The sequence below is a fragment of the Luteibacter sp. genome (assembly GCF_009912395.1).
GTDB lineage: Bacteria > Pseudomonadota > Gammaproteobacteria > Xanthomonadales > Rhodanobacteraceae > Luteibacter.
Genome location: NZ_WNDO01000001.1, coordinates 135,476 through 151,249, shown reverse-complemented (window position 1 = coordinate 151,249; position 15,774 = coordinate 135,476). Strand labels below are relative to the sequence as shown.

Genomic DNA, 15,774 nt, shown 5'->3' with positions numbered 1-15,774 from the left:
GAACATGTTCAGATCATGGAAGGATTTGCTGCTACGGCTGTGAATTTCTTCAATCATCACAAGTAAGCCCCGCCAAAGAGCGGGGCTTTTCTTAATACGCTTTCGAGCACTTTCCAGTTGCCGCCCAATAGAGGACGGGACCTGTAGGAGCGTCGCTGGTTTCGTCTGAAAGCGGAAATTCCTCACGCCTACGCACAAATTCTTCGATGAATGATTCATCTTTCGATGTTGGCCGAATGTTCGCGCATGGAACTTTACGAGTCATATGCCCTGCCATCGTGACGTCATAGCTAACGTCCCCCGCTCGGTCGCCATCAACAACACCGGGTTTAACTCGGTCGACAAAAACTGACTTGATGTGCAGGCCAATCGATCCAAGAACGACATCCAGCGGTCGTCCATCAAAAGTTTTGAATCCCTCGAATGCGCGATGCAAATCGTCATCGGATTCGTAGAACCCGGGTGCATATGCGTCCTGAACAGAGGGTTTCGTTGCGGTCGCTGGCGTCTCGGGTGTGGCCTGCGGCTCGGGGCCGTCACGCATTAGTAGCCATACGCCAAATATCCCCAGCACGATGCCGGCGAATGCTACCGGAGCGGAAACCTCTTTCTTAGTTTTGTGCGAAGTCATGAGTAAGCCACTTCGTTCGCGTTGCGCAGCTGAATGGTGCCAAGCACTCTGCCTGCGATGTGCACCGAGTCGAAGTGGTCGGGGTCAATGACATCCGGGTTGCCGGGTTCGGCGAGGCTGACGATATGGAATCCGTCTGAGCGAATGTCGAGCCGCTTCACGATAGCCTGCCCGTGCATGACAAAAACGAAGATACCGCCATCCATGATCGCAGTGTCCTGGATGTCTACGAATACAACGTCGCCATCTTTGATCCGAGGCGCCATCGAGTTTCCGCGTACGGTCAGCAGCTTCACCCGGTCAGGCGAGACAGTGCGGCCAAGGGCACTGCGAACGCTCCATTCTGCTACATCGATTTCCTGCAACACCTCTGGCCTGTCCGCATTGATCATGCCCGGTCCCGCGCCTCCCTCTCCCATGACCTGGAAGCGAAGGTATCCCTTGGTGGTCTCAAATCTCGCTACGGGTTGAGACGTTCCAGCCTCGCGTTCACCCTTCCCGGTGATGAGCCATTCTGGCGAAACCCCCAGTCTACGGGCCAGCGGGAACAGGGTCTCGGGCGTAGGGCTCTTGGTCAGCCCCTTTTCGAGCGCGGAAATAGCCGCCGCCGTTACACCTGCGGCGTCCGCCAAATCGCCCTGTCTTAGCTTTCGGCTCGTCCGCGCATCGCGGAGTCGATCGGCAATGGTCTCCATGCCAACCATTGTTGAATACACAGGCGAAACCATGGTTGACTTCATGAATACACCATGGTTGAATTCGTGCCATGAACCCATCCATGACCCCCGAGCAGATCCTCGAGGCCACAGGCCTTCCGACCATCCGTGAAGTAGTGCGTGTCACTGGCGTCACTGCGCAGGCTGTCTATAAGTGGCGCCGCATCCCGTCTGAGCATTGTCTCGCGATTGAGGCGGCGAACGAAGGGCGCCGCACGCGCTACCAGATGCGCCCGGATGTGTACGGTCGGGCGCCGCGCGGGACTAAGCCCCGCAAGAAGGCGGCCTGACATGGGCCGCCGGGAGCAGATCGAGGCGATGGGTAGGGCTATCTCTGGCCTGGATTCGCGCGTCGATATAGCGCCATTCCTTCCTCGAAGCCCCGACGATACGTCGGGTCTTTTTCGGCAGCGGCCTTCGATGCAAGTGAGAGCGCGACGTGCGCTTCGGTCCTTGCTTCGTCGGTTACGCCCGCGGCGAGGTGCGATATGACGATCTGCTGTGCATCCATCTGCCCCCGCATTTCGCTTACCCGTTCTGCAAGCTTCGTGAACCCGTTTACCAGATCGATCAACTCTTTGTCCGTGAAGCTCATGAAGTCCTCCGCGTTGGTGGTTGGTGTGGTCGCACACCCAGCTTACCGCGCGGAGGCCTTCGCCTAAGCCTTCCTGCCATTTCCCCACACGATTGTCCCTCAAAGGATTCACCGATGTACGCCGACCCGACGCACCTGCGGAACAAGGTCATCAAGGTTCGCTTGAACGACGACGAGCGAGATTTGGTCGACGCCTTGGCGCGTTTGAACAAAACCCAGCCCGCCGTTCTGCTGCGTGACCTTGTGCTCCAGGGCATCGCCCTGTTCGAACAGAGTACCGAGCAGAACCGCTGCGCCTGAAGTGCCCATTCGAGGCCCTGTGGAGGCCCTGTGCGTGAAAACGAATCGATCGACCTGACGCCGAAGCAATTCGCCAGCGTCGAAAGCTACGCCCGCAAGAAGGGGATCAGCGCCGAAGAGGCTGCGACCCAGCTCGCACGGCGCGCCATCGAGGCGCGCTACGTCCTACCGAAGAACCGGGCCAGCGTGGCCCCCATGAGGGCCCTCAATAGGGCGCGCCGTGATGATTGACACCATTCGACAATCGACCATGTTCGACCGCCCGCTACGTGTCATCGACACGCCGGCCGCGCGATCGACCGATCCCGAGACGTCTCACATCGCGGCGGCCGAGCATACGGCCAGCGGCAAGCGCGGCACGAACGTGGCGGCTGTCATCGACCTGGTTCGCCTGCATCCCGGCTGCACGAGCGCGGAGCTTGCGCGCTACTCGACCCTGACCCGTCACGAGGTCGCGCGCCGCTTGCCCGAGGCGGAGACGGCGGGCGCCGTGCAGAAGGGGCCGAAGCGCCGCTGCAACTGCAACGGCACGCTCGCCGTGGTCTGGATTCCCGCATGAGCCGCGCGCGCAATATCAAGCCGGGCTTCTTCAAGAACGACGTGCTCGCCGAGTGCGATCCTCTCGCACGCATCCTGTTCGCCGCCCTCTGGTGCGAAGCCGACCGGGCAGGGCGGCTGGAGGATCGGCCGAAGAAAATCAAGGCGGAGTGCCTGCCGTACGACGAATGCGACATCGAGGCGCTCCTCGGACAGCTCTCGGCGAACGGCTTCATCCTCCGGTACGAGGTTGGCGGCCTCCGGTTCATTCAGATACTTGCATTCGGCAAGCACCAGAACCCTCACAAGAACGAAGCTCCGAGTTCGATACCTGCACCGGAGTTGCACCGTACAAGCACGGTACAAGTTGCGTCGCCTGACGGAAGCCCTCCGGCTGATTCCTCTCTCCTGATTCCTGATTCCCTCAACCTTGATTCCCTCTCCTCTGATTCCCTCAACCCAGAGGAGAGAGATACGAGCGCGCACACCTGCGCAACGGACGCCGGGGAAGCTGCGCTCGCGATGCGCCGGGCTGGCTGCATCTCGATCAACCAGAGCTTGCCCGACTTCATCGAGGCGCTGGCCGAAGGCGTTACGCTCAAGGAATTCGAGGATGCCGTCATCGCCCACAAGGCGAAGGTCCAGAACTCCGGGCTGTTCGCCTATGCCGTGAAGGCGGCGCGGACCAACCACCAGCGGAAGGCGGAGGTGCTGGAGCTGCCGGGAAACCGCGGGCACCCCGCCAGGAGCGCGCCGAGTCGACAGCAGCAGCTCGAAGACCGAAACCAGCGCGCCGTTGACCAGTGGCTGGCGAACGGCTGACCCAGGGACCATCACGATGATCGATACCGAGAAAACCGAATTTGCCGCGCTGCTCAAGAGCGTCATGGATTACTACGGGAAGGACGTCACGCCTTTCCTCGTATCGATCTACTGGGACGGACTGAAGCGCTTCGAGTTTGAGGATGTGTCGCGTGCGCTAAGCGCCCATGCGCAGAACCCGGATAACGGGCAGTTCTGGCCGAAGCTGGCGGACATTGTCCGCATGCTCGAAGGCTCGACCGAATCGCAGGGCATGCGGGCGTGGTCGAAGGTGCGCTCGGCGATTACGTCGGTGGGCAAGATGCAGTCGGTGGTCTTCGACGATCCGCTGATCCACGTTTGCATCGCCGAGATGGGTGGGTGGTACGCGCTGGCCAGTTGCATGGAAGCGGAGCTGCCGTTCAAGGCCCGCGACTTCGAGAAGCGCTACCAGGCGTACCGCGCGCGGCGAGAGATCCCGGAGTTCCAGCCGATGCTTGTCGGCAGCCACGAGTCCGAAAACCGGCTCAACGGCTTCCCGAACCGGACGAAGCCCGTGCTGATCGGAAATCCCGAGCGTGCACAACTGGTGCTTGAACGTGGCAAGGGGCAAGGCGCCGTGCGCATCACGGATGGCAAGGTCGCTGCCGAGAAGGTTGCAGCGAGGCTTCAAGTTTCGACGCGAAGCGACAACGAACCCGAGCCGCCGAGGGCCGCGTGATGACCAAGCAACCACTGCAATCGCGAATCGTCGAAGCGCTCAAGCTGGAGCCGATGACCGCGCGCGAGGTGTCCACACGTCTTTCCGCTGGCTACGACAGCACGCGTCTCGTCATGGGTCGGCTGGAGCAGCTTGGCCGCATCCGCCGTATCGGCTTCGGCGAGCGCACGGCAAAGTCCGGCGCAACGCCTTACCTCTGGAGGGCAGCATGAGCAGGTTCTACGTGGGGCAGCGGGTGCGGATCAAATACGCCTATACCGCTGAAGGTGAGAAGTGCGTGGGAAGACAAGCGTCAATCCTAGGCCTTTTTGAGGATGGTCGGTTCTGGGTAGACGTTGAAAGTATCTGCTGCCCGAACGGGGGCAAATGGCGCGCCTACGGCGACCAGCTCGAACCCATCACCGACAGCTACGACAAGGTCGAGTGGAGCGAGTGCCTGTGGCGGCCGACGCAGGGCGAGGTGACGGCATGAAGGCTTTCGAGCAAGTCGATAAGCGCCCTGCCTTTGATGACTACGGCGAGATCCGGCACATGGTGACTTCCGGCGGCTATGTCATGGTCAGGAGGCCCAAATGCAGGCCTTTCGCGCTGACGTTGGAGGAATGGGCCCGGCTTCCCAAGGAGCCAAAGGCATGAACCAGCGCGCAACTACCAAGCCCAGCGAACCGTGGATGTACATGATGTCGGATGAGCAGCGCCGCTTGCTCAACGCGCTCGACTACAACCCGGAGACAGGTGAGTTTCGGTGGAAATCGAACGGTCGGGGGAGATCGCGTCGCGCTGGTGACGTGGCCGGGTCAGCGCACTCACGAGGATATGTCCGGGTGAAGGTGGATGGGAAAACCTACCTTGCGCATCGCCTTGCCTTCCTATTCATGACCGGCAGGTTCCCCGAATCGGAAGCTGACCATGTCAACGGGATTCGCACCGACAATCGCTGGTCGAATCTTCGTGCAGCTAACGCCAGTGAGAACAGGTGCAATAGCGCAGGTCAGCCGCGGCGTCGTATGTCACGGTTCAAGGGCGTCGTGCGGGAGCACCGAAGCCGACGATGGAAGGCACAGATCACCAAGGATGGAACGACCAAGGTTGTCGGTCATTTTGATACCGAAGAAGAAGCTGCAATCGCCTATCGTGATGCGGCGCGAACCGTTCATCGGGAGTTCGCGAAATGGTGAAAGAGCCGTAGGTCGACATGCTTTCCGATCAGCAGAGAAAGTTGTTGAACAGCGCGTGCGGAGATCTGGCTGATCAGATCGTTTGGCATGGAAATCGCTTATCGAAGGACGATTGGAGGCATCTTCTGGCCGGCACCGTGCTTGGCTGGCGCATGCTTCCGGGCATCGACATGGGCACCGGCGCGCCGGGCTTCGTCATGCTCGGCGGTTCGAGCCTCAACCTCCGCAAGGAGGAATGCACGGAGGCGATCACGATGGCGTTCCACATCGGTGACGACCCCGAAAGCCAGGGCCTCAAAAGTGCCCCTGTGCGCTGGTGCGAGGTCATCCAGCGTGCGCGCGGGATTTCCGACGCCGACGAAGATATCGCGCGGAGGTGGGCGGCATGACCTTCGAATTCAAGCCCTGCCCATTTTGCGGGACTTCGGACCGAGTCCACATACGTGTGGAAAATGCGAGTTCCTACTATTGGGTCGAGTGCGCGCATTGCGACAGCAGGACGACGTACAGCAAGGACAAGCTCCGCGCTGCCGCAGCATGGAACCGCCGTGCTGGAGATGGCCATCCGTGCATTTTAGACGACGAATGGGCTCAGAGCGCATGAAGACGTCTAAGTGCATCCAGCGCAGGGCGCCGATCCGGCAGCGAAAGGCCCTCGGCCGCGTGCCGAAGATGGCCCGCTCTGACGGCGCCGAGAAGGCGGTGGATGCGATGGCGTTCCCGAAGCGCAAGGCGGTGAAGCGGTCGCGGCCGAAGATGACCCCACTTCGGAAGTCGGCGAACGGGGAGGGCTGCACCTTCAACGTCGCCGGGGTCTGCAACTACGACCCGAAGACGGTCGTGCTCGTGCACATGCGGTGGCTGGGCGATTGCGGCGGCTCGCTGAAGCCGACCGATCTCCAAGCTGCCTATGGGTGTTCGGAGTGCAACCGCTGGACCGACTCCCCCTCGAAGGCGGAAACCGTAGACCGCAAGGCCTACGAGGATTTGCGCAACTTCTACGCCCTCCGGGCTCTCGTGCGCACGCAGCAGCGCATGGTCGCCAAGGGCATCATCACGGTAAAGGGGATCGCGGCATGACGCACGACGAGTTGGTAGAGCGCGCGGGCATCTGGCTACGCCGCGTCGCCGGATGCAAGGTCGTCATGACCGAAATATCGGCATTGTGCCGGTCCGGCGAGATACCGGATGCCATCGGCTGGCGCGAAGCCGGAACGGTGCTTGTCGAGGCGAAGGCAACCCGGGGCGACTTCCTGGCGGATCGCAATAAGGCTTTCCGGCGCGATCCGTCGCAGGGCATGGGCGCGCTTCGCTACTTCATGGCGCCCGAAGGTTTGATCAAGGTCGATGAGCTTCCCGAACGCTGGGGTCTCCTTGAAGTGCGCGGACGCCGCGTGGTCATGCTAGCTGGCCCTGATCCACGACGGGCGTACATACGACAAAGCGAGTTCTGGCACGAGCAGCGAGCCACGGATTGCGAGACGGCCATGCTGCTGTCGGGCCTGAACCGTATTCGTATCAGCATGGGCGACGGCGAGTTCCGGCGCGTGCTGCACATGCGGTTCCAGGATCGTCAGGCCGAGCTTCTGGCCGGGCGCCAGGAGGGCGCATGAGATACGCCGCCCGCGTCGACGACAACCACGCCGAGATCGTGCGCGCGCTCCAGCGCATCGGCGTGTACGTCGTGGACTGTTCCCACGTCGGCTCAGGCTTCCCAGACCTGCTTGTGGCGTTCCGCGGCGTCTGGACGCTGATCGAGATCAAGGACGGCGACAAGCCTCCCTCGCGCCGCAAGTTGACGCCCGCGCAGACCATCTTCCACGGCGAGGCGCTGGCCAAGGGCTGCAAGGTCCACGTCGTCGAGAACGTCGACCAGGCCATTCAGTTGCTGTCGAGCGTCGGTGTGCGGAGGGCAGCATGACCAAGGCCGAGACGATCCGTACGGTCCTGCGCGAGGCTCCCTCGACGAGTGCGGAGATCACCGCGCTAACCGGTATTACCGGGCATCTCGTTCGCGCCCACCTGACGGTGATGCGCCAGAGAGGCCACGTCGTCAAGGCTCCATACCACCATGCGCAGGCGCTATGGAGCATGCGGGAGGCGCCACGTGCATGACCGTTTACCAGCATCTGGGCTACGCCCTACGGATCATCCAGCAGGAGAGCGACTGGAGAAAGTGGGGACCGATGATCGACGCCCTGACCCCGGATCAGCAAGAGGAATGCCGCCCGTGGCTGCGCATGCAGGCAAAGCTCGCGCAAAGGCGAGAACGGGATTCGAGGGCATCCCAACCGACGGCCTTCCCGCCCTCCTCGAAATCGCGCGCGCCAGGCTCAAGGAAGCCCAGAGCCGGAAAGACATGATCGTGCGCGAGATCAGCCACCGAAATCGAAAGAACAAGAACCGCTCGCTGACCCAGAAGGGGGAATCATGAATAACGCAGCACAGAAAGACCGGGCCGGATTCCTCGAACGGCTTGGGCAGCTCGCCGGAACCACCGCGTGGCGCGAGCCGGGCAGGGTTGGCGGGGGCACGCCGTACGCGGCACGCGGGATGGCGACCGAGAACGCCCTCGTGTTGGCACTGGCCATGGCGCGACGTAATCCTCGGGACAAGGGGCCTGACATCGCCTACAGCCTCGCGACGCAGCAGCAATACAATGGCGCCGCAGTGGTCGAATGGTTGGCCGAGAAGCTGGCGGCGGGCACCGGGCCCATGGGCAGGAAGCACGCCGGTCGTCTGATGCCGGTGGCGATGCAGGCATATGAATGGATCGTCGATCCCGCGGCGGTTCTCGACCTCAGCGACATCGCCGAGAATATGCACGATGACTTCCGGTCGCTTTACAGCATCGCTCAGGGCTGGCTCTGGATGTCGATGGAAGCAGCGGTAGAACGCGCTGAGCGCGCCATGTATTCGAAGCGAGCCGCATGAGCCTTGAGTATTTCATCTACGCGATCTTCGTGGCGGCGCCGGACCGCACGCTCGTGAAGCTCGGACGAGCAGGGAGCGTCCGGCAGCGCCTCAGCGAGATCCAGACGGGTTGCCCCTACCCGGTGACCCAGGTTTATTCCTGCGATGTGGGCGACAAGCTGACCGCGTCGCAACGCGAGGCGATGATGCACGAAGCCTACGCGCACGCACGGCTTCGCGGGGAGTGGTTCGATCCCTGGGGGCGCGTCGCAACGGAAGCGGAGATTCATGGCTTAGAGGCGGACGTGTACGATATTGCCGCACACCAGATGTCGCATCCTCCAAGGCATGCGAGGCATACGCCGCAGCCCTATGGCGATGGGCGAATCAGCTTTCGCGAGCAGTTGCTTGACGGAGCAGAGAAGGTGTCGATATTGGATGCCGATGGGGACCCCATCGGTTCTTGCTACACGACGCCAGCTCCCGCGCAGGGGGTCACGATCACCGCGAAGCGTAAACGGCTCTTCGCGAGGTGTTGACTTTCCGGACACGTCGACGCATAGTTTCACTATGCGGGGTTCCCTGCAAAAAAAGCCCGGCCATGCGTCGGGCTTTTTCGTTTTGACCGCCAGCGTCTCCCGCTCTGCGAAAGCATCGGGCCGCTGCATGCCGGTGCACCAGCATGCAGCCCTTTCCCCCTTTGCGCTCACCCCTAGGGCGCAAACCGGCCGATCCCGTTTCCCCTGGCGGGATCGGCCAACCCTATTCTCGGAGCCTCATGGACGCCAACACCCTAAGCCGCGCAGCGGGCATCTCGCTGCCGCGCGCACAGCAGTGGGCGCTTCCGCTGACGGCTGCGATGGACGAGTTCGCCATCAACACCCCGGCGCGGCAGGCCGACTTCATCGCCCAGGTGGGCCACGAGTCGATGGGCTTTGCCCGCACGCGTGAGATCTGGAACCCGACTCAGGTGCCGGCGCAGGCTCGCTACGAGGGTCGTGCCGACCTAGGCAACACGCAGCCCGGGGACGGCATGCGCTTCATGGGTCGCGGCCTGATCATGGTCACCGGCCGCGCCAACTACGCCGCGCTTTCTAAGGCCGTGGGCGTCGACTTCGTGAAGAACTCCCAGCTGCTGGAGCGCGACGACTACGCCGCGATCGCCGCCGGCTGGTTCTGGAGCCTGAAGGGCCTGAATACCTACGCCGACAAGGGCGACTTCCTGACCGAGTCGATCCGCATCAACGGCAAGAACGCCAACGGCCTGCCGAACGGCTGGGATGACCGGCAGCGCCGCCGCACCGTGGCGCGCGCCGCGCTGGGGCTCCAGTGATCGAAGCCGATGACGATGCCGCCGAAGCCTCCGCCCGGGTTGACGAGACCTCCGCGCGCGCGATCGAGATCGCGTGTCGGCATATCGCGATCCACGAACCTTTCTCCAACGCCCCGCTCGACGTGGGCGACCGCGACCTCGCTGACTTCGCCCGAATCGGTGCTGCTCGCCTGGTCAGCCGCGAGGAGCTACTGAAGATGGCCGAGAGGAACCTTTCTCGCTTCGTGTCCGCACTGCGGTCACGGGCGGCGATCTACCCGCAGCTCGACGCGGTCCGCCTCTCTGTGCTGGCCCACGTGGCCCTCGCCATCCGCATCACCGCGCTTCTGGAGTGCAAGCCGTTGTGGACGGCGATTCACAACAGCCGGTGGGACGACGCCGCCGACGAGCTGATGCTCACGAAGTGGCCGGAGAAGGCCCGTAACGACGACGACCGCCGCCGCATGCTCGAGCTGGCGCGCATGATGCGCACCGGTGACGAGCCCGCCCAACTGGTATCCGCATGAATCTCGCCGGCCGTAGCGTGCGCGCCCTGAAGGGTGGCGTCGCCATCCTGATCGTGACCATGGTCGCGGTCGCCCTCGCGCTGCTGGTTAACGCCGCCGTGCCGGCGGAGAACCGCGAGATGGTCAGCCTGATCGTGGGCGCCCTGATCACGAACCTGACGACCATCGTCGCCAACCTGTTCCCGAACAACCCGGCGCGCGCGGCGCGGAGGACCGACACATGATCGTCTGGATCGTCATCGCCATCCTGGCCATCGCCGCGGGCGCGCTGTGGTGGTGGATCTCGCGCGGTGACCCGCAGCCGGAGGTCATCACCCGTCCGCGGGCGAAGCCCGAACCCGCTTTATCCACCGCGGCCGAGGCCGCCACTCCCGAGGAAGTACCCATGTCCCTGCTGTCCGGTGTCTCCGGCGCCCTGGCGAAGTTCCAGGTGGTCGCCAATCTCATTCCGCTCCTGACCGCGCTGGTGCAGGGCATCGAGGCCGCACTCCCCGCAGGCACCCCGGGTGCCGCGAAGCTGAAGGCCGTCGAGGACGCCCTCGCCAGCGCCTACGCCAAGGAGCAGAACGCCAGCGTCGCGTTCAGCGAGGTGTGGCCGGCCCTCTCCGGTATCGCGAGCAGCCTGGTCGCCACGTTCAAGGCTGCGGGCACGTTCCAGTCCAGCAAGCCGTCCGCGCCGGCACCGGTTGCCGCCGCGCCGATCGCCGCGCCCCCGGCCCAGCCCACCGCCTAACGGCGCCTGCGCCAGCAATCACGGGATACCCCTATGAACGACGAAACCACCCAGGCCCCGGCCGACAACGAAACCGCGGCGGCCGCGCCGCTCAGCGATGAGCATGCCGCCGCGCTGGATCTCGCCGCCTCGGCGCAGACCCCCGAAGACAAGGCGGCCGCCGATGCCCTGGTGCAGGAAGCGGTCGACCATGCCCAGACGGATGCCACCGAGCCGACCGTCGAGCCCGAGCCCGAAAGCCTCACGGACGAGGCCCGCGCGATCCTCACCACCATCGAGGACGAGGTCGAAAGCCTGCTCCACAGCCCCATCGCCCTGGTCAACTGGGTGAAGAGCAAGGTGGCGGAAGCCAAGGCGAAGCTCTGATGGCCCGGTTGACCGCACGCCTCAGCGTTTCGGTTGCATGGTGGGTCGATCCCTACCTCCGGTTCCGTCGGGGGTGGGCAAACCTCACGGGCCGTGTGCCCGATGTGCATGCGATCAGCCGACACATCGGCCGGGGCATTCGGGTCACGGTGAAATAGGCGGCGCCCTGATGGCGTCTCTACATGGAGAGGCGGCCTGATGCCGACCTACTGACCACATGGGCGCTCCCCGCAAGACCACAAAGGCGAAGAAGACCGCCAAGCCGCGTAACCCGGTGAAGAAGACCGGTCGCCCCACGAAGTACAAGGAGGAGTTCGTAGAGCAGGGCGCGAAGCTCACCCGCATGGGTGCGACCGATGCCCAGCTCGCCGACTTCTTCAAAGTGACCCTCTCGACACTGTACCTGTGGAAGGTCCAGCACCAAGCCTTTTCGGATGCCCTAAAGCGTGGGAAGGAAGAGATCGACGCCCAGGTCGAGCAGTCGCTGTTCCGCAGGGCGATGGGCTACACCCACGACAGCGAGAAGGTTTTCCAGTTCAAGGAAGGGGTGATCCGGGCGCCAACGCAGGAGCATTACCCGCCGGACGTCACCGCAATGATCTTCTGGCTCAAGAATCGGCAGCCGGAGAAGTGGCGCGACAGGCCTGACGTGGCTGGTGACGAGGCGCCGCCTACGCCGGTGAAGGTATCGATCGAGGTGCGTGATGCCAGGCGCGGAGGCGATTGAGGTCAACCCTAGCCTGAACGTGCCGCAGGCTCGATTCCTCTCGCTCCCGCATAAATTCCGAGCCTTCGTGGCCGGATTCGGTTCCGGCAAGACATGGGTTGGATGCGCTGGTCTCTGTGCGCACTTCTGGGAGTTCCCTGGGATCAACGCCGGGTACTTCGCGCCCACGTACCCGATGATCCGGGATATTTTCTTCCCGACCATGGACGAGGTGGCCTTCGACTGGGGCCTGCGCACCATCGCGCGCGAGGCGAACAAGGAAGTCCACGTATACGCCGGCCGGCAGTACCGCGGCACGGTGATTTGCCGGTCGATGGAGAAGCCGGAGACCATCGTGGGTTTCAAGATCGGCCGCGCACTGGTCGATGAGCTGGACGTGTTGACGCTGGTTAAGGCGCAAACGTCGTGGCGCAAGATCATCGCTCGCTTGCGCCAGGTGGCCGATGGCCTGCTCAACGGCATCGATGTCACCACTACGCCGGAGGGATTCAAGTTCGTTCACCAGCAGTGGGTGAAGGCCGTCCGAGACGACCCTAAGCTGGCGCCGCTCTACGGCATGGTCCAGGCCAGCACCTACGACAACGAGGCGAACCTCCCGGACGACTACATCAGTTCGCTCATGGCGAGCTACCCCGAGCAGCTGATCAAGGCCTACCTGCGCGGCGAGTTCGTCAACCTGCTGGCGGGCACGATCTACCACCAGTTCGACCGCGTGCTGAACCACACGCTCGACTCCATCGAGGAGGGCGAGGCGGCGCATATCGGCATGGACTTCAACGTCAGCAAGATGGCCGGCATCGTCCATGTGACCCGCGCGGGCCTCCCCTTGGCCGTCGACGAGATCACGGGCGGCTACGACACGCCGGACATGATCCGCCGGATCAAGGAGAGGTTCTGGCGATACGACGAGAGCGCCGGCCAGTACCTGAAGACGCGCGAGATCACCATTTACCCCGATGCGTCGGGCGGCTCCCGCCGCTCGGTAAACGCGTCGGAGACCGACATCAAACTGCTGCGTGACGCGGGCTTCCGCGTGTCCGCGCCCGAGGCCAACCCTCCGGTGAAGGACCGCATCAACGCGATGAACGCCATGTTCTGCAACGCTGCCGGCGAGCGCCGCTACAAGGTCAACACCCTCCGGTGCCCGACCTACGCGGACCACCTCGAGCAGCAGATATGGGACGAGAAAGGCGAGCCCGACAAGAAGTCGGGGAACGACCACACGAACGATGCGGGCGGCTACTTCATCCACCGCATGTTCCCGATCATCAAGCCGGTTACCGCCCGGTCGATCCACCTGCCACACATGGGCCGATAACCGCATGTTCGACACGCTCGCCAACCTGGTTCCCCGGGATAACGACCTGCCGCTGCGTGCGTGGCGCCTTGAGGTGTGGTCGCGCGTGCTGGACGGCTCGATCTACGACGTACTGACGTACCAGTTCCACGAGGAGAAGAACGGTGCGGGTGAATACATCCCGGTGCGGGAGCGCAGGCCGAGCGTTCGCACGGGCCTGATCCGCACCGTGGTGGATGACAGCATCTCGCTGCTCTTCAGCGAGGGGCATTTCCCGTCCGTGGAGTGCAAGAACGAGGACACGAAGGCGGCGCTCGACGCTGTCACCAAGGACGCCAAGCTGAACCTCGCGATGATCGACGCCGCCACACGCGGCTCGGTCGGTAGCGTGGCCATCGCCGTGCGCTTCCTCTCGAAGCGCGTGTTCCTTCAGGTGATGGCGACGACCTACCTCACGCCGGTCTGGAGCGCGGAAGCGCCGGATACGCTGGATCGGGTTGGTGAACGCCGAAAGGTGGACGGCAAGACGCTTGTGGCGGCCGGGTACGACGTCAAGGACGACGCCACGCAATACTGGTTCGAGCGCGAGTGGACTGCCATCGCGGAAACCTGGTTCGTGCCGCGCAAGGTCGCCGACAAGGCTGCGGCGCGTACAGTGGACGAGGCCCGCTCGAATAATCACGGCCTGGGCTTCGTTCCCATCGTCTGGGTGAAGAACTTGCCCGGCGGCGATGACATCGACGGTGAGCCCACCTTCGGCGTCGAGCCCATCAACACGACCGTCGAGGCCGATTACCTGCTTTCGCAGGCTGGCCGAGGTCTGAAGTACAGCGCCGACCCCACGCTGCTCATCAAGGAGACGGCGGCCACCGACGATGGTCAGCCGATGGTCCGCTCGGCCGCCAACGCCATCGTGGTAGGCGAGAAGGGCGACGCGAAGATGCTGGAGATCAACGGCACAGCGTCGGAAGCGGTTCTGGAATACGTGGGCAGGCTTCGCGAGTTCGCGCTCGAGCGGATGCACGGCAACCGCAGCAACGCGGACAAGCTGAGCGCGGCCCAGTCGGGTCGAGCCCTTGAGCTGATGCACCAGGCGCTGATCTGGCTGGCGGACAAGCTGCGGGCCAGTTACGGCGAGGGCGCACTGCTCGACATCTACCGGATGATCGTGCGCGGCAGCGCCAAGTTCCCGCTGACGATCAACGGGCAGGAGTTCGGCAAGCTGGCGGACAACGAGCCGGTCACGCTTTCGTGGCCCGCATGGTTCCCGCCCACGGCAGACGACCGGCAGACGCTGGCCACGGCCCTCGCCACGCTTATCAAGGTGGGTTCGCTGAGCCGGGAGACCGCGGTGCGCATCATCGCCAGCGACTACGACATCACCGACGTCCAGGCCGAGATGGCCCTGATCGACGCCGAACGCAAACAGCTGATTGCTGAGCTGCCGACCGAGCAGACCAAGATCACCAGCAACGCTTAACCGCGAGGGTTGATCCCTCGCCACTGCGCCGGCGCGAGCCGGTGCCCACACGGAGAAGGCCCGATGCCTGACGAAAGCGCACTACCCCTCACCCTCAACACGGCCCCCAAGGCGATCTGCGATCAGATCGGCGTACCGGGCTGCATCGTCCTGATTGCCAACGTGGACGGGTCCATCGGCTTCAGCGCCCATGGTGTCTCGCCCATCAAGGCCAACGAGCTGCTGAGCGTCGGCATTCACATCAACCTGAGCCAGCACGACCAGATGGTCCGTGATGGCGCGGCAGGTGAGTATGCCCAGAGCGTTCAGGCGTCGATCGACGCCGAAGGCGGTGCCGCATGATTCGCTTCGGACGCAAGCGCCGTCGCCTGATGGAAGGTGAGGGCGGTGGCGAAGGTGGTGGTGGCGCGGGCGGTCCGCCCGTCCAGCAGCCGCCGGCACGCGACAAGGAAAGCTTCTCCCGCGAGTACGTGCAGGAGCTTCGCGCCGAGAGCAGCGGTTACCGGCTGAAGGCGAAGGAACAGCAGGACGCCCGCGAAGCCGCCGAGAAGCGCGCCCAGGAAGCCGAGGAAGCTGCCAATGCCCGCATCGCCGAGGCATCCAGCGCGGCAGACCAGCGGATCATCCGAGCCGAACTCAAGGCCATTGCCATCAAGGCCGGCATCGTTGACCTCGACGGCCTGAAGCTGGTCGATCTCAGCAAGGTGAAGCTCAACGACCAGGGCGAGGTCGAGGGCGCCGATGCGCTCATCGAAGAACTGAAGACCGCCAAGCCGTACCTCTTCGGCGCGGCCGGCAGCAGCAGCACGTCCACCCCGCCGGCCAACACGCCGCCGTCGGGCAAGAAGGCGTCCGAAATGACGCCGGAAGAGTACGCGGCAGCGCGGCGCGAAGCCGTTCGCCGACGCTGACCGTTCAGATACCCATCGGGGCCAGGCGC

Annotated in this window: 31 protein-coding genes; 28 read left to right on the top strand and 3 right to left on the bottom strand. The window is 63.7% G+C overall.

Going from position 1 to position 15,774, the window contains the following annotated elements; genetic code table 11:
* Nucleotides 1–91 precede the first annotated feature (91 nt).
* Nucleotides 92–631, bottom strand: coding sequence for a hypothetical protein (locus GAK28_RS00820; protein WP_291773809.1), 540 nt, complete (start codon nt 629–631; stop codon nt 92–94).
* Entirely contained in the window at nt 628–1,371 is a 744-nt protein-coding gene (locus tag GAK28_RS00815; protein WP_291773807.1) for a S24 family peptidase, read from the bottom strand. The genes GAK28_RS00820 and GAK28_RS00815 overlap by 4 nt, the downstream gene beginning before the upstream one ends.
* 38 nt (nt 1,372–1,409) lie before the next feature.
* Between GAK28_RS00815 and GAK28_RS00810 the strand changes: the two genes are divergently transcribed.
* On the top strand, nt 1,410–1,637 hold the full coding sequence (locus GAK28_RS00810; protein ID WP_291773805.1) for a YdaS family helix-turn-helix protein: 228 nt from the start codon (nt 1,410–1,412) through the stop codon (nt 1,635–1,637).
* A gap of 38 nt (nt 1,638–1,675) precedes the next feature.
* Here GAK28_RS00810 and GAK28_RS00805 read toward each other — a convergent pair whose 3' ends face one another.
* Nucleotides 1,676–1,942 carry a hypothetical protein gene (locus GAK28_RS00805; protein WP_291773803.1) on the bottom strand — a complete coding sequence of 89 codons (267 nt, stop codon included), beginning with the start codon at nt 1,940–1,942 and terminating at the stop codon, nt 1,676–1,678.
* Between the two features lie 114 nt (nt 1,943–2,056).
* Between GAK28_RS00805 and GAK28_RS00800 the strand changes: the two genes are divergently transcribed.
* The 27 genes from GAK28_RS00800 to GAK28_RS00670 all read left to right on the top strand — a co-directional run bounded on the left by GAK28_RS00800 (nt 2,057) and on the right by GAK28_RS00670 (nt 15,745).
* The gene (locus GAK28_RS00800; RefSeq protein WP_291773801.1) at nt 2,057–2,242 is read left to right on the top strand and encodes a hypothetical protein; all 186 of its coding nucleotides are present in this window, start codon (nt 2,057–2,059) and stop codon (nt 2,240–2,242) included.
* Nucleotides 2,243–2,272: 30 nt separating this feature from the next.
* Complete coding sequence (locus tag GAK28_RS00795) at nt 2,273–2,473, top strand: hypothetical protein (protein ID WP_291773799.1); 201 nt, start codon at nt 2,273–2,275, stop codon at nt 2,471–2,473.
* Entirely contained in the window at nt 2,466–2,801 is a 336-nt protein-coding gene (locus tag GAK28_RS00790; protein WP_291773797.1) for a winged helix-turn-helix domain-containing protein, read from the top strand. The genes GAK28_RS00795 and GAK28_RS00790 overlap by 8 nt, the downstream gene beginning before the upstream one ends.
* On the top strand, nt 2,798–3,601 hold the full coding sequence (locus GAK28_RS00785; protein ID WP_291773795.1) for a hypothetical protein: 804 nt from the start codon (nt 2,798–2,800) through the stop codon (nt 3,599–3,601). Before GAK28_RS00790 ends, GAK28_RS00785 begins: the two co-directional genes overlap by 4 nt.
* A 16-nt stretch (nt 3,602–3,617) precedes the next feature.
* Nucleotides 3,618–4,301, top strand: coding sequence for a DUF6475 domain-containing protein (locus GAK28_RS00780; protein WP_291773793.1), 684 nt, complete (start codon nt 3,618–3,620; stop codon nt 4,299–4,301).
* Nucleotides 4,301–4,513 (top strand): hypothetical protein, encoded by a 213-nt coding sequence (locus GAK28_RS00775; RefSeq protein WP_291773791.1) that lies wholly within the window; start codon nt 4,301–4,303, stop codon nt 4,511–4,513. The genes GAK28_RS00780 and GAK28_RS00775 overlap by 1 nt, the downstream gene beginning before the upstream one ends.
* Nucleotides 4,510–4,773: a hypothetical protein gene (locus GAK28_RS00770; RefSeq protein WP_291773789.1), complete on the top strand. Its 264-nt coding sequence runs from the start codon at nt 4,510–4,512 to the stop codon at nt 4,771–4,773. Before GAK28_RS00775 ends, GAK28_RS00770 begins: the two co-directional genes overlap by 4 nt.
* Nucleotides 4,770–4,937 carry a hypothetical protein gene (locus GAK28_RS00765; RefSeq protein ID WP_291773787.1) on the top strand — a complete coding sequence of 56 codons (168 nt, stop codon included), beginning with the start codon at nt 4,770–4,772 and terminating at the stop codon, nt 4,935–4,937. The genes GAK28_RS00770 and GAK28_RS00765 overlap by 4 nt, the downstream gene beginning before the upstream one ends.
* Nucleotides 4,934–5,479 (top strand): HNH endonuclease, encoded by a 546-nt coding sequence (locus GAK28_RS00760; RefSeq protein WP_291773785.1) that lies wholly within the window; start codon nt 4,934–4,936, stop codon nt 5,477–5,479. The genes GAK28_RS00765 and GAK28_RS00760 overlap by 4 nt, the downstream gene beginning before the upstream one ends.
* A 17-nt stretch (nt 5,480–5,496) precedes the next feature.
* Nucleotides 5,497–5,868, top strand: a complete 372-nt coding sequence (locus tag GAK28_RS00755) for a recombination protein NinB (RefSeq protein ID WP_291773783.1) — start codon at nt 5,497–5,499, stop codon at nt 5,866–5,868.
* A gap of 211 nt (nt 5,869–6,079) precedes the next feature.
* Complete coding sequence (locus GAK28_RS00750) at nt 6,080–6,559, top strand: nuclease domain-containing protein (RefSeq protein ID WP_291773781.1); 480 nt, start codon at nt 6,080–6,082, stop codon at nt 6,557–6,559.
* A complete protein-coding gene (locus GAK28_RS00745; protein WP_291773780.1) occupies nt 6,556–7,092 on the top strand; it encodes a hypothetical protein in 537 nt (178 codons plus the stop codon). Before GAK28_RS00750 ends, GAK28_RS00745 begins: the two co-directional genes overlap by 4 nt.
* Nucleotides 7,089–7,400 (top strand): hypothetical protein, encoded by a 312-nt coding sequence (locus GAK28_RS00740; RefSeq protein ID WP_291773778.1) that lies wholly within the window; start codon nt 7,089–7,091, stop codon nt 7,398–7,400. The genes GAK28_RS00745 and GAK28_RS00740 overlap by 4 nt, the downstream gene beginning before the upstream one ends.
* A complete protein-coding gene (locus tag GAK28_RS00735; protein ID WP_291773776.1) occupies nt 7,397–7,594 on the top strand; it encodes a hypothetical protein in 198 nt (65 codons plus the stop codon). The genes GAK28_RS00740 and GAK28_RS00735 overlap by 4 nt, the downstream gene beginning before the upstream one ends.
* A gap of 115 nt (nt 7,595–7,709) precedes the next feature.
* Complete coding sequence (locus tag GAK28_RS00730) at nt 7,710–7,913, top strand: hypothetical protein (RefSeq protein ID WP_291773773.1); 204 nt, start codon at nt 7,710–7,712, stop codon at nt 7,911–7,913.
* Nucleotides 7,910–8,413 (top strand): hypothetical protein, encoded by a 504-nt coding sequence (locus tag GAK28_RS00725; RefSeq protein WP_291773772.1) that lies wholly within the window; start codon nt 7,910–7,912, stop codon nt 8,411–8,413. The genes GAK28_RS00730 and GAK28_RS00725 overlap by 4 nt, the downstream gene beginning before the upstream one ends.
* Nucleotides 8,410–8,931, top strand: a complete 522-nt coding sequence (locus GAK28_RS00720; protein ID WP_291773770.1) for a GIY-YIG nuclease family protein — start codon at nt 8,410–8,412, stop codon at nt 8,929–8,931. Before GAK28_RS00725 ends, GAK28_RS00720 begins: the two co-directional genes overlap by 4 nt.
* A 239-nt stretch (nt 8,932–9,170) precedes the next feature.
* Entirely contained in the window at nt 9,171–9,725 is a 555-nt protein-coding gene (locus tag GAK28_RS00715) for a glycoside hydrolase family 19 protein (protein ID WP_291773768.1), read from the top strand.
* Nucleotides 9,722–10,231 (top strand): hypothetical protein, encoded by a 510-nt coding sequence (locus GAK28_RS00710; RefSeq protein ID WP_291773766.1) that lies wholly within the window; start codon nt 9,722–9,724, stop codon nt 10,229–10,231. Before GAK28_RS00715 ends, GAK28_RS00710 begins: the two co-directional genes overlap by 4 nt.
* Entirely contained in the window at nt 10,228–10,455 is a 228-nt protein-coding gene (locus GAK28_RS00705) for a hypothetical protein (protein WP_291773764.1), read from the top strand. The genes GAK28_RS00710 and GAK28_RS00705 overlap by 4 nt, the downstream gene beginning before the upstream one ends.
* Nucleotides 10,452–10,964, top strand: a complete 513-nt coding sequence (locus GAK28_RS00700) for a hypothetical protein (RefSeq protein ID WP_291773762.1) — start codon at nt 10,452–10,454, stop codon at nt 10,962–10,964. Before GAK28_RS00705 ends, GAK28_RS00700 begins: the two co-directional genes overlap by 4 nt.
* Nucleotides 10,965–10,997: 33 nt before the next feature.
* Complete coding sequence (locus GAK28_RS00695) at nt 10,998–11,330, top strand: hypothetical protein (RefSeq protein ID WP_291773761.1); 333 nt, start codon at nt 10,998–11,000, stop codon at nt 11,328–11,330.
* A 217-nt stretch (nt 11,331–11,547) separates the two neighbouring features.
* Nucleotides 11,548–12,057, top strand: coding sequence for a hypothetical protein (locus GAK28_RS00690; RefSeq protein WP_291773759.1), 510 nt, complete (start codon nt 11,548–11,550; stop codon nt 12,055–12,057).
* The gene (locus GAK28_RS00685; protein WP_291773757.1) at nt 12,035–13,375 is read left to right on the top strand and encodes a terminase family protein; all 1,341 of its coding nucleotides are present in this window, start codon (nt 12,035–12,037) and stop codon (nt 13,373–13,375) included. The genes GAK28_RS00690 and GAK28_RS00685 overlap by 23 nt, the downstream gene beginning before the upstream one ends.
* Before the next feature lie 4 nt (nt 13,376–13,379).
* Nucleotides 13,380–14,834: a phage portal protein gene (locus GAK28_RS00680; RefSeq protein WP_291773756.1), complete on the top strand. Its 1,455-nt coding sequence runs from the start codon at nt 13,380–13,382 to the stop codon at nt 14,832–14,834.
* Between the two features lie 63 nt (nt 14,835–14,897).
* A complete protein-coding gene (locus GAK28_RS00675; protein ID WP_291773754.1) occupies nt 14,898–15,176 on the top strand; it encodes a hypothetical protein in 279 nt (92 codons plus the stop codon).
* Nucleotides 15,173–15,745 (top strand): hypothetical protein, encoded by a 573-nt coding sequence (locus GAK28_RS00670; protein ID WP_291773752.1) that lies wholly within the window; start codon nt 15,173–15,175, stop codon nt 15,743–15,745. The genes GAK28_RS00675 and GAK28_RS00670 overlap by 4 nt, the downstream gene beginning before the upstream one ends.
* Nucleotides 15,746–15,774 lie beyond the last annotated feature (29 nt).

Excerpts from the sequence above, each read along its gene's own strand:
- GAK28_RS00820 (WP_291773809.1), bottom strand. The coding sequence starts at position 631 with ATGACTTCGCACAAAACTAAGAAAGAGGTTTCCGCTCCGGTAGCATTC.
- GAK28_RS00815 (WP_291773807.1), bottom strand. The coding sequence starts at position 1,371 with ATGAAGTCAACCATGGTTTCGCCTGTGTATTCAACAATGGTTGGCATG.
- GAK28_RS00810 (WP_291773805.1), top strand. The coding sequence starts at position 1,410 with ATGACCCCCGAGCAGATCCTCGAGGCCACAGGCCTTCCGACCATCCGT.
- GAK28_RS00805 (WP_291773803.1), bottom strand. The coding sequence starts at position 1,942 with ATGAGCTTCACGGACAAAGAGTTGATCGATCTGGTAAACGGGTTCACG.
- GAK28_RS00800 (WP_291773801.1), top strand. The coding sequence starts at position 2,057 with ATGTACGCCGACCCGACGCACCTGCGGAACAAGGTCATCAAGGTTCGC.
- GAK28_RS00790 (WP_291773797.1), top strand. The coding sequence starts at position 2,466 with ATGATTGACACCATTCGACAATCGACCATGTTCGACCGCCCGCTACGT.
- GAK28_RS00785 (WP_291773795.1), top strand. The coding sequence starts at position 2,798 with ATGAGCCGCGCGCGCAATATCAAGCCGGGCTTCTTCAAGAACGACGTG.
- GAK28_RS00780 (WP_291773793.1), top strand. The coding sequence starts at position 3,618 with ATGATCGATACCGAGAAAACCGAATTTGCCGCGCTGCTCAAGAGCGTC.
- GAK28_RS00775 (WP_291773791.1), top strand. The coding sequence starts at position 4,301 with ATGACCAAGCAACCACTGCAATCGCGAATCGTCGAAGCGCTCAAGCTG.
- GAK28_RS00770 (WP_291773789.1), top strand. The coding sequence starts at position 4,510 with ATGAGCAGGTTCTACGTGGGGCAGCGGGTGCGGATCAAATACGCCTAT.
- GAK28_RS00765 (WP_291773787.1), top strand. The coding sequence starts at position 4,770 with ATGAAGGCTTTCGAGCAAGTCGATAAGCGCCCTGCCTTTGATGACTAC.
- GAK28_RS00760 (WP_291773785.1), top strand. The coding sequence starts at position 4,934 with ATGAACCAGCGCGCAACTACCAAGCCCAGCGAACCGTGGATGTACATG.
- GAK28_RS00755 (WP_291773783.1), top strand. The coding sequence starts at position 5,497 with ATGCTTTCCGATCAGCAGAGAAAGTTGTTGAACAGCGCGTGCGGAGAT.
- GAK28_RS00750 (WP_291773781.1), top strand. The coding sequence starts at position 6,080 with ATGAAGACGTCTAAGTGCATCCAGCGCAGGGCGCCGATCCGGCAGCGA.
- GAK28_RS00745 (WP_291773780.1), top strand. The coding sequence starts at position 6,556 with ATGACGCACGACGAGTTGGTAGAGCGCGCGGGCATCTGGCTACGCCGC.
- GAK28_RS00740 (WP_291773778.1), top strand. The coding sequence starts at position 7,089 with ATGAGATACGCCGCCCGCGTCGACGACAACCACGCCGAGATCGTGCGC.
- GAK28_RS00735 (WP_291773776.1), top strand. The coding sequence starts at position 7,397 with ATGACCAAGGCCGAGACGATCCGTACGGTCCTGCGCGAGGCTCCCTCG.
- GAK28_RS00725 (WP_291773772.1), top strand. The coding sequence starts at position 7,910 with ATGAATAACGCAGCACAGAAAGACCGGGCCGGATTCCTCGAACGGCTT.
- GAK28_RS00720 (WP_291773770.1), top strand. The coding sequence starts at position 8,410 with ATGAGCCTTGAGTATTTCATCTACGCGATCTTCGTGGCGGCGCCGGAC.
- GAK28_RS00715 (WP_291773768.1), top strand. The coding sequence starts at position 9,171 with ATGGACGCCAACACCCTAAGCCGCGCAGCGGGCATCTCGCTGCCGCGC.
- GAK28_RS00705 (WP_291773764.1), top strand. The coding sequence starts at position 10,228 with ATGAATCTCGCCGGCCGTAGCGTGCGCGCCCTGAAGGGTGGCGTCGCC.
- GAK28_RS00700 (WP_291773762.1), top strand. The coding sequence starts at position 10,452 with ATGATCGTCTGGATCGTCATCGCCATCCTGGCCATCGCCGCGGGCGCG.
- GAK28_RS00695 (WP_291773761.1), top strand. The coding sequence starts at position 10,998 with ATGAACGACGAAACCACCCAGGCCCCGGCCGACAACGAAACCGCGGCG.
- GAK28_RS00690 (WP_291773759.1), top strand. The coding sequence starts at position 11,548 with ATGGGCGCTCCCCGCAAGACCACAAAGGCGAAGAAGACCGCCAAGCCG.
- GAK28_RS00685 (WP_291773757.1), top strand. The coding sequence starts at position 12,035 with ATGCCAGGCGCGGAGGCGATTGAGGTCAACCCTAGCCTGAACGTGCCG.
- GAK28_RS00680 (WP_291773756.1), top strand. The coding sequence starts at position 13,380 with ATGTTCGACACGCTCGCCAACCTGGTTCCCCGGGATAACGACCTGCCG.
- GAK28_RS00675 (WP_291773754.1), top strand. The coding sequence starts at position 14,898 with ATGCCTGACGAAAGCGCACTACCCCTCACCCTCAACACGGCCCCCAAG.
- GAK28_RS00670 (WP_291773752.1), top strand. The coding sequence starts at position 15,173 with ATGATTCGCTTCGGACGCAAGCGCCGTCGCCTGATGGAAGGTGAGGGC.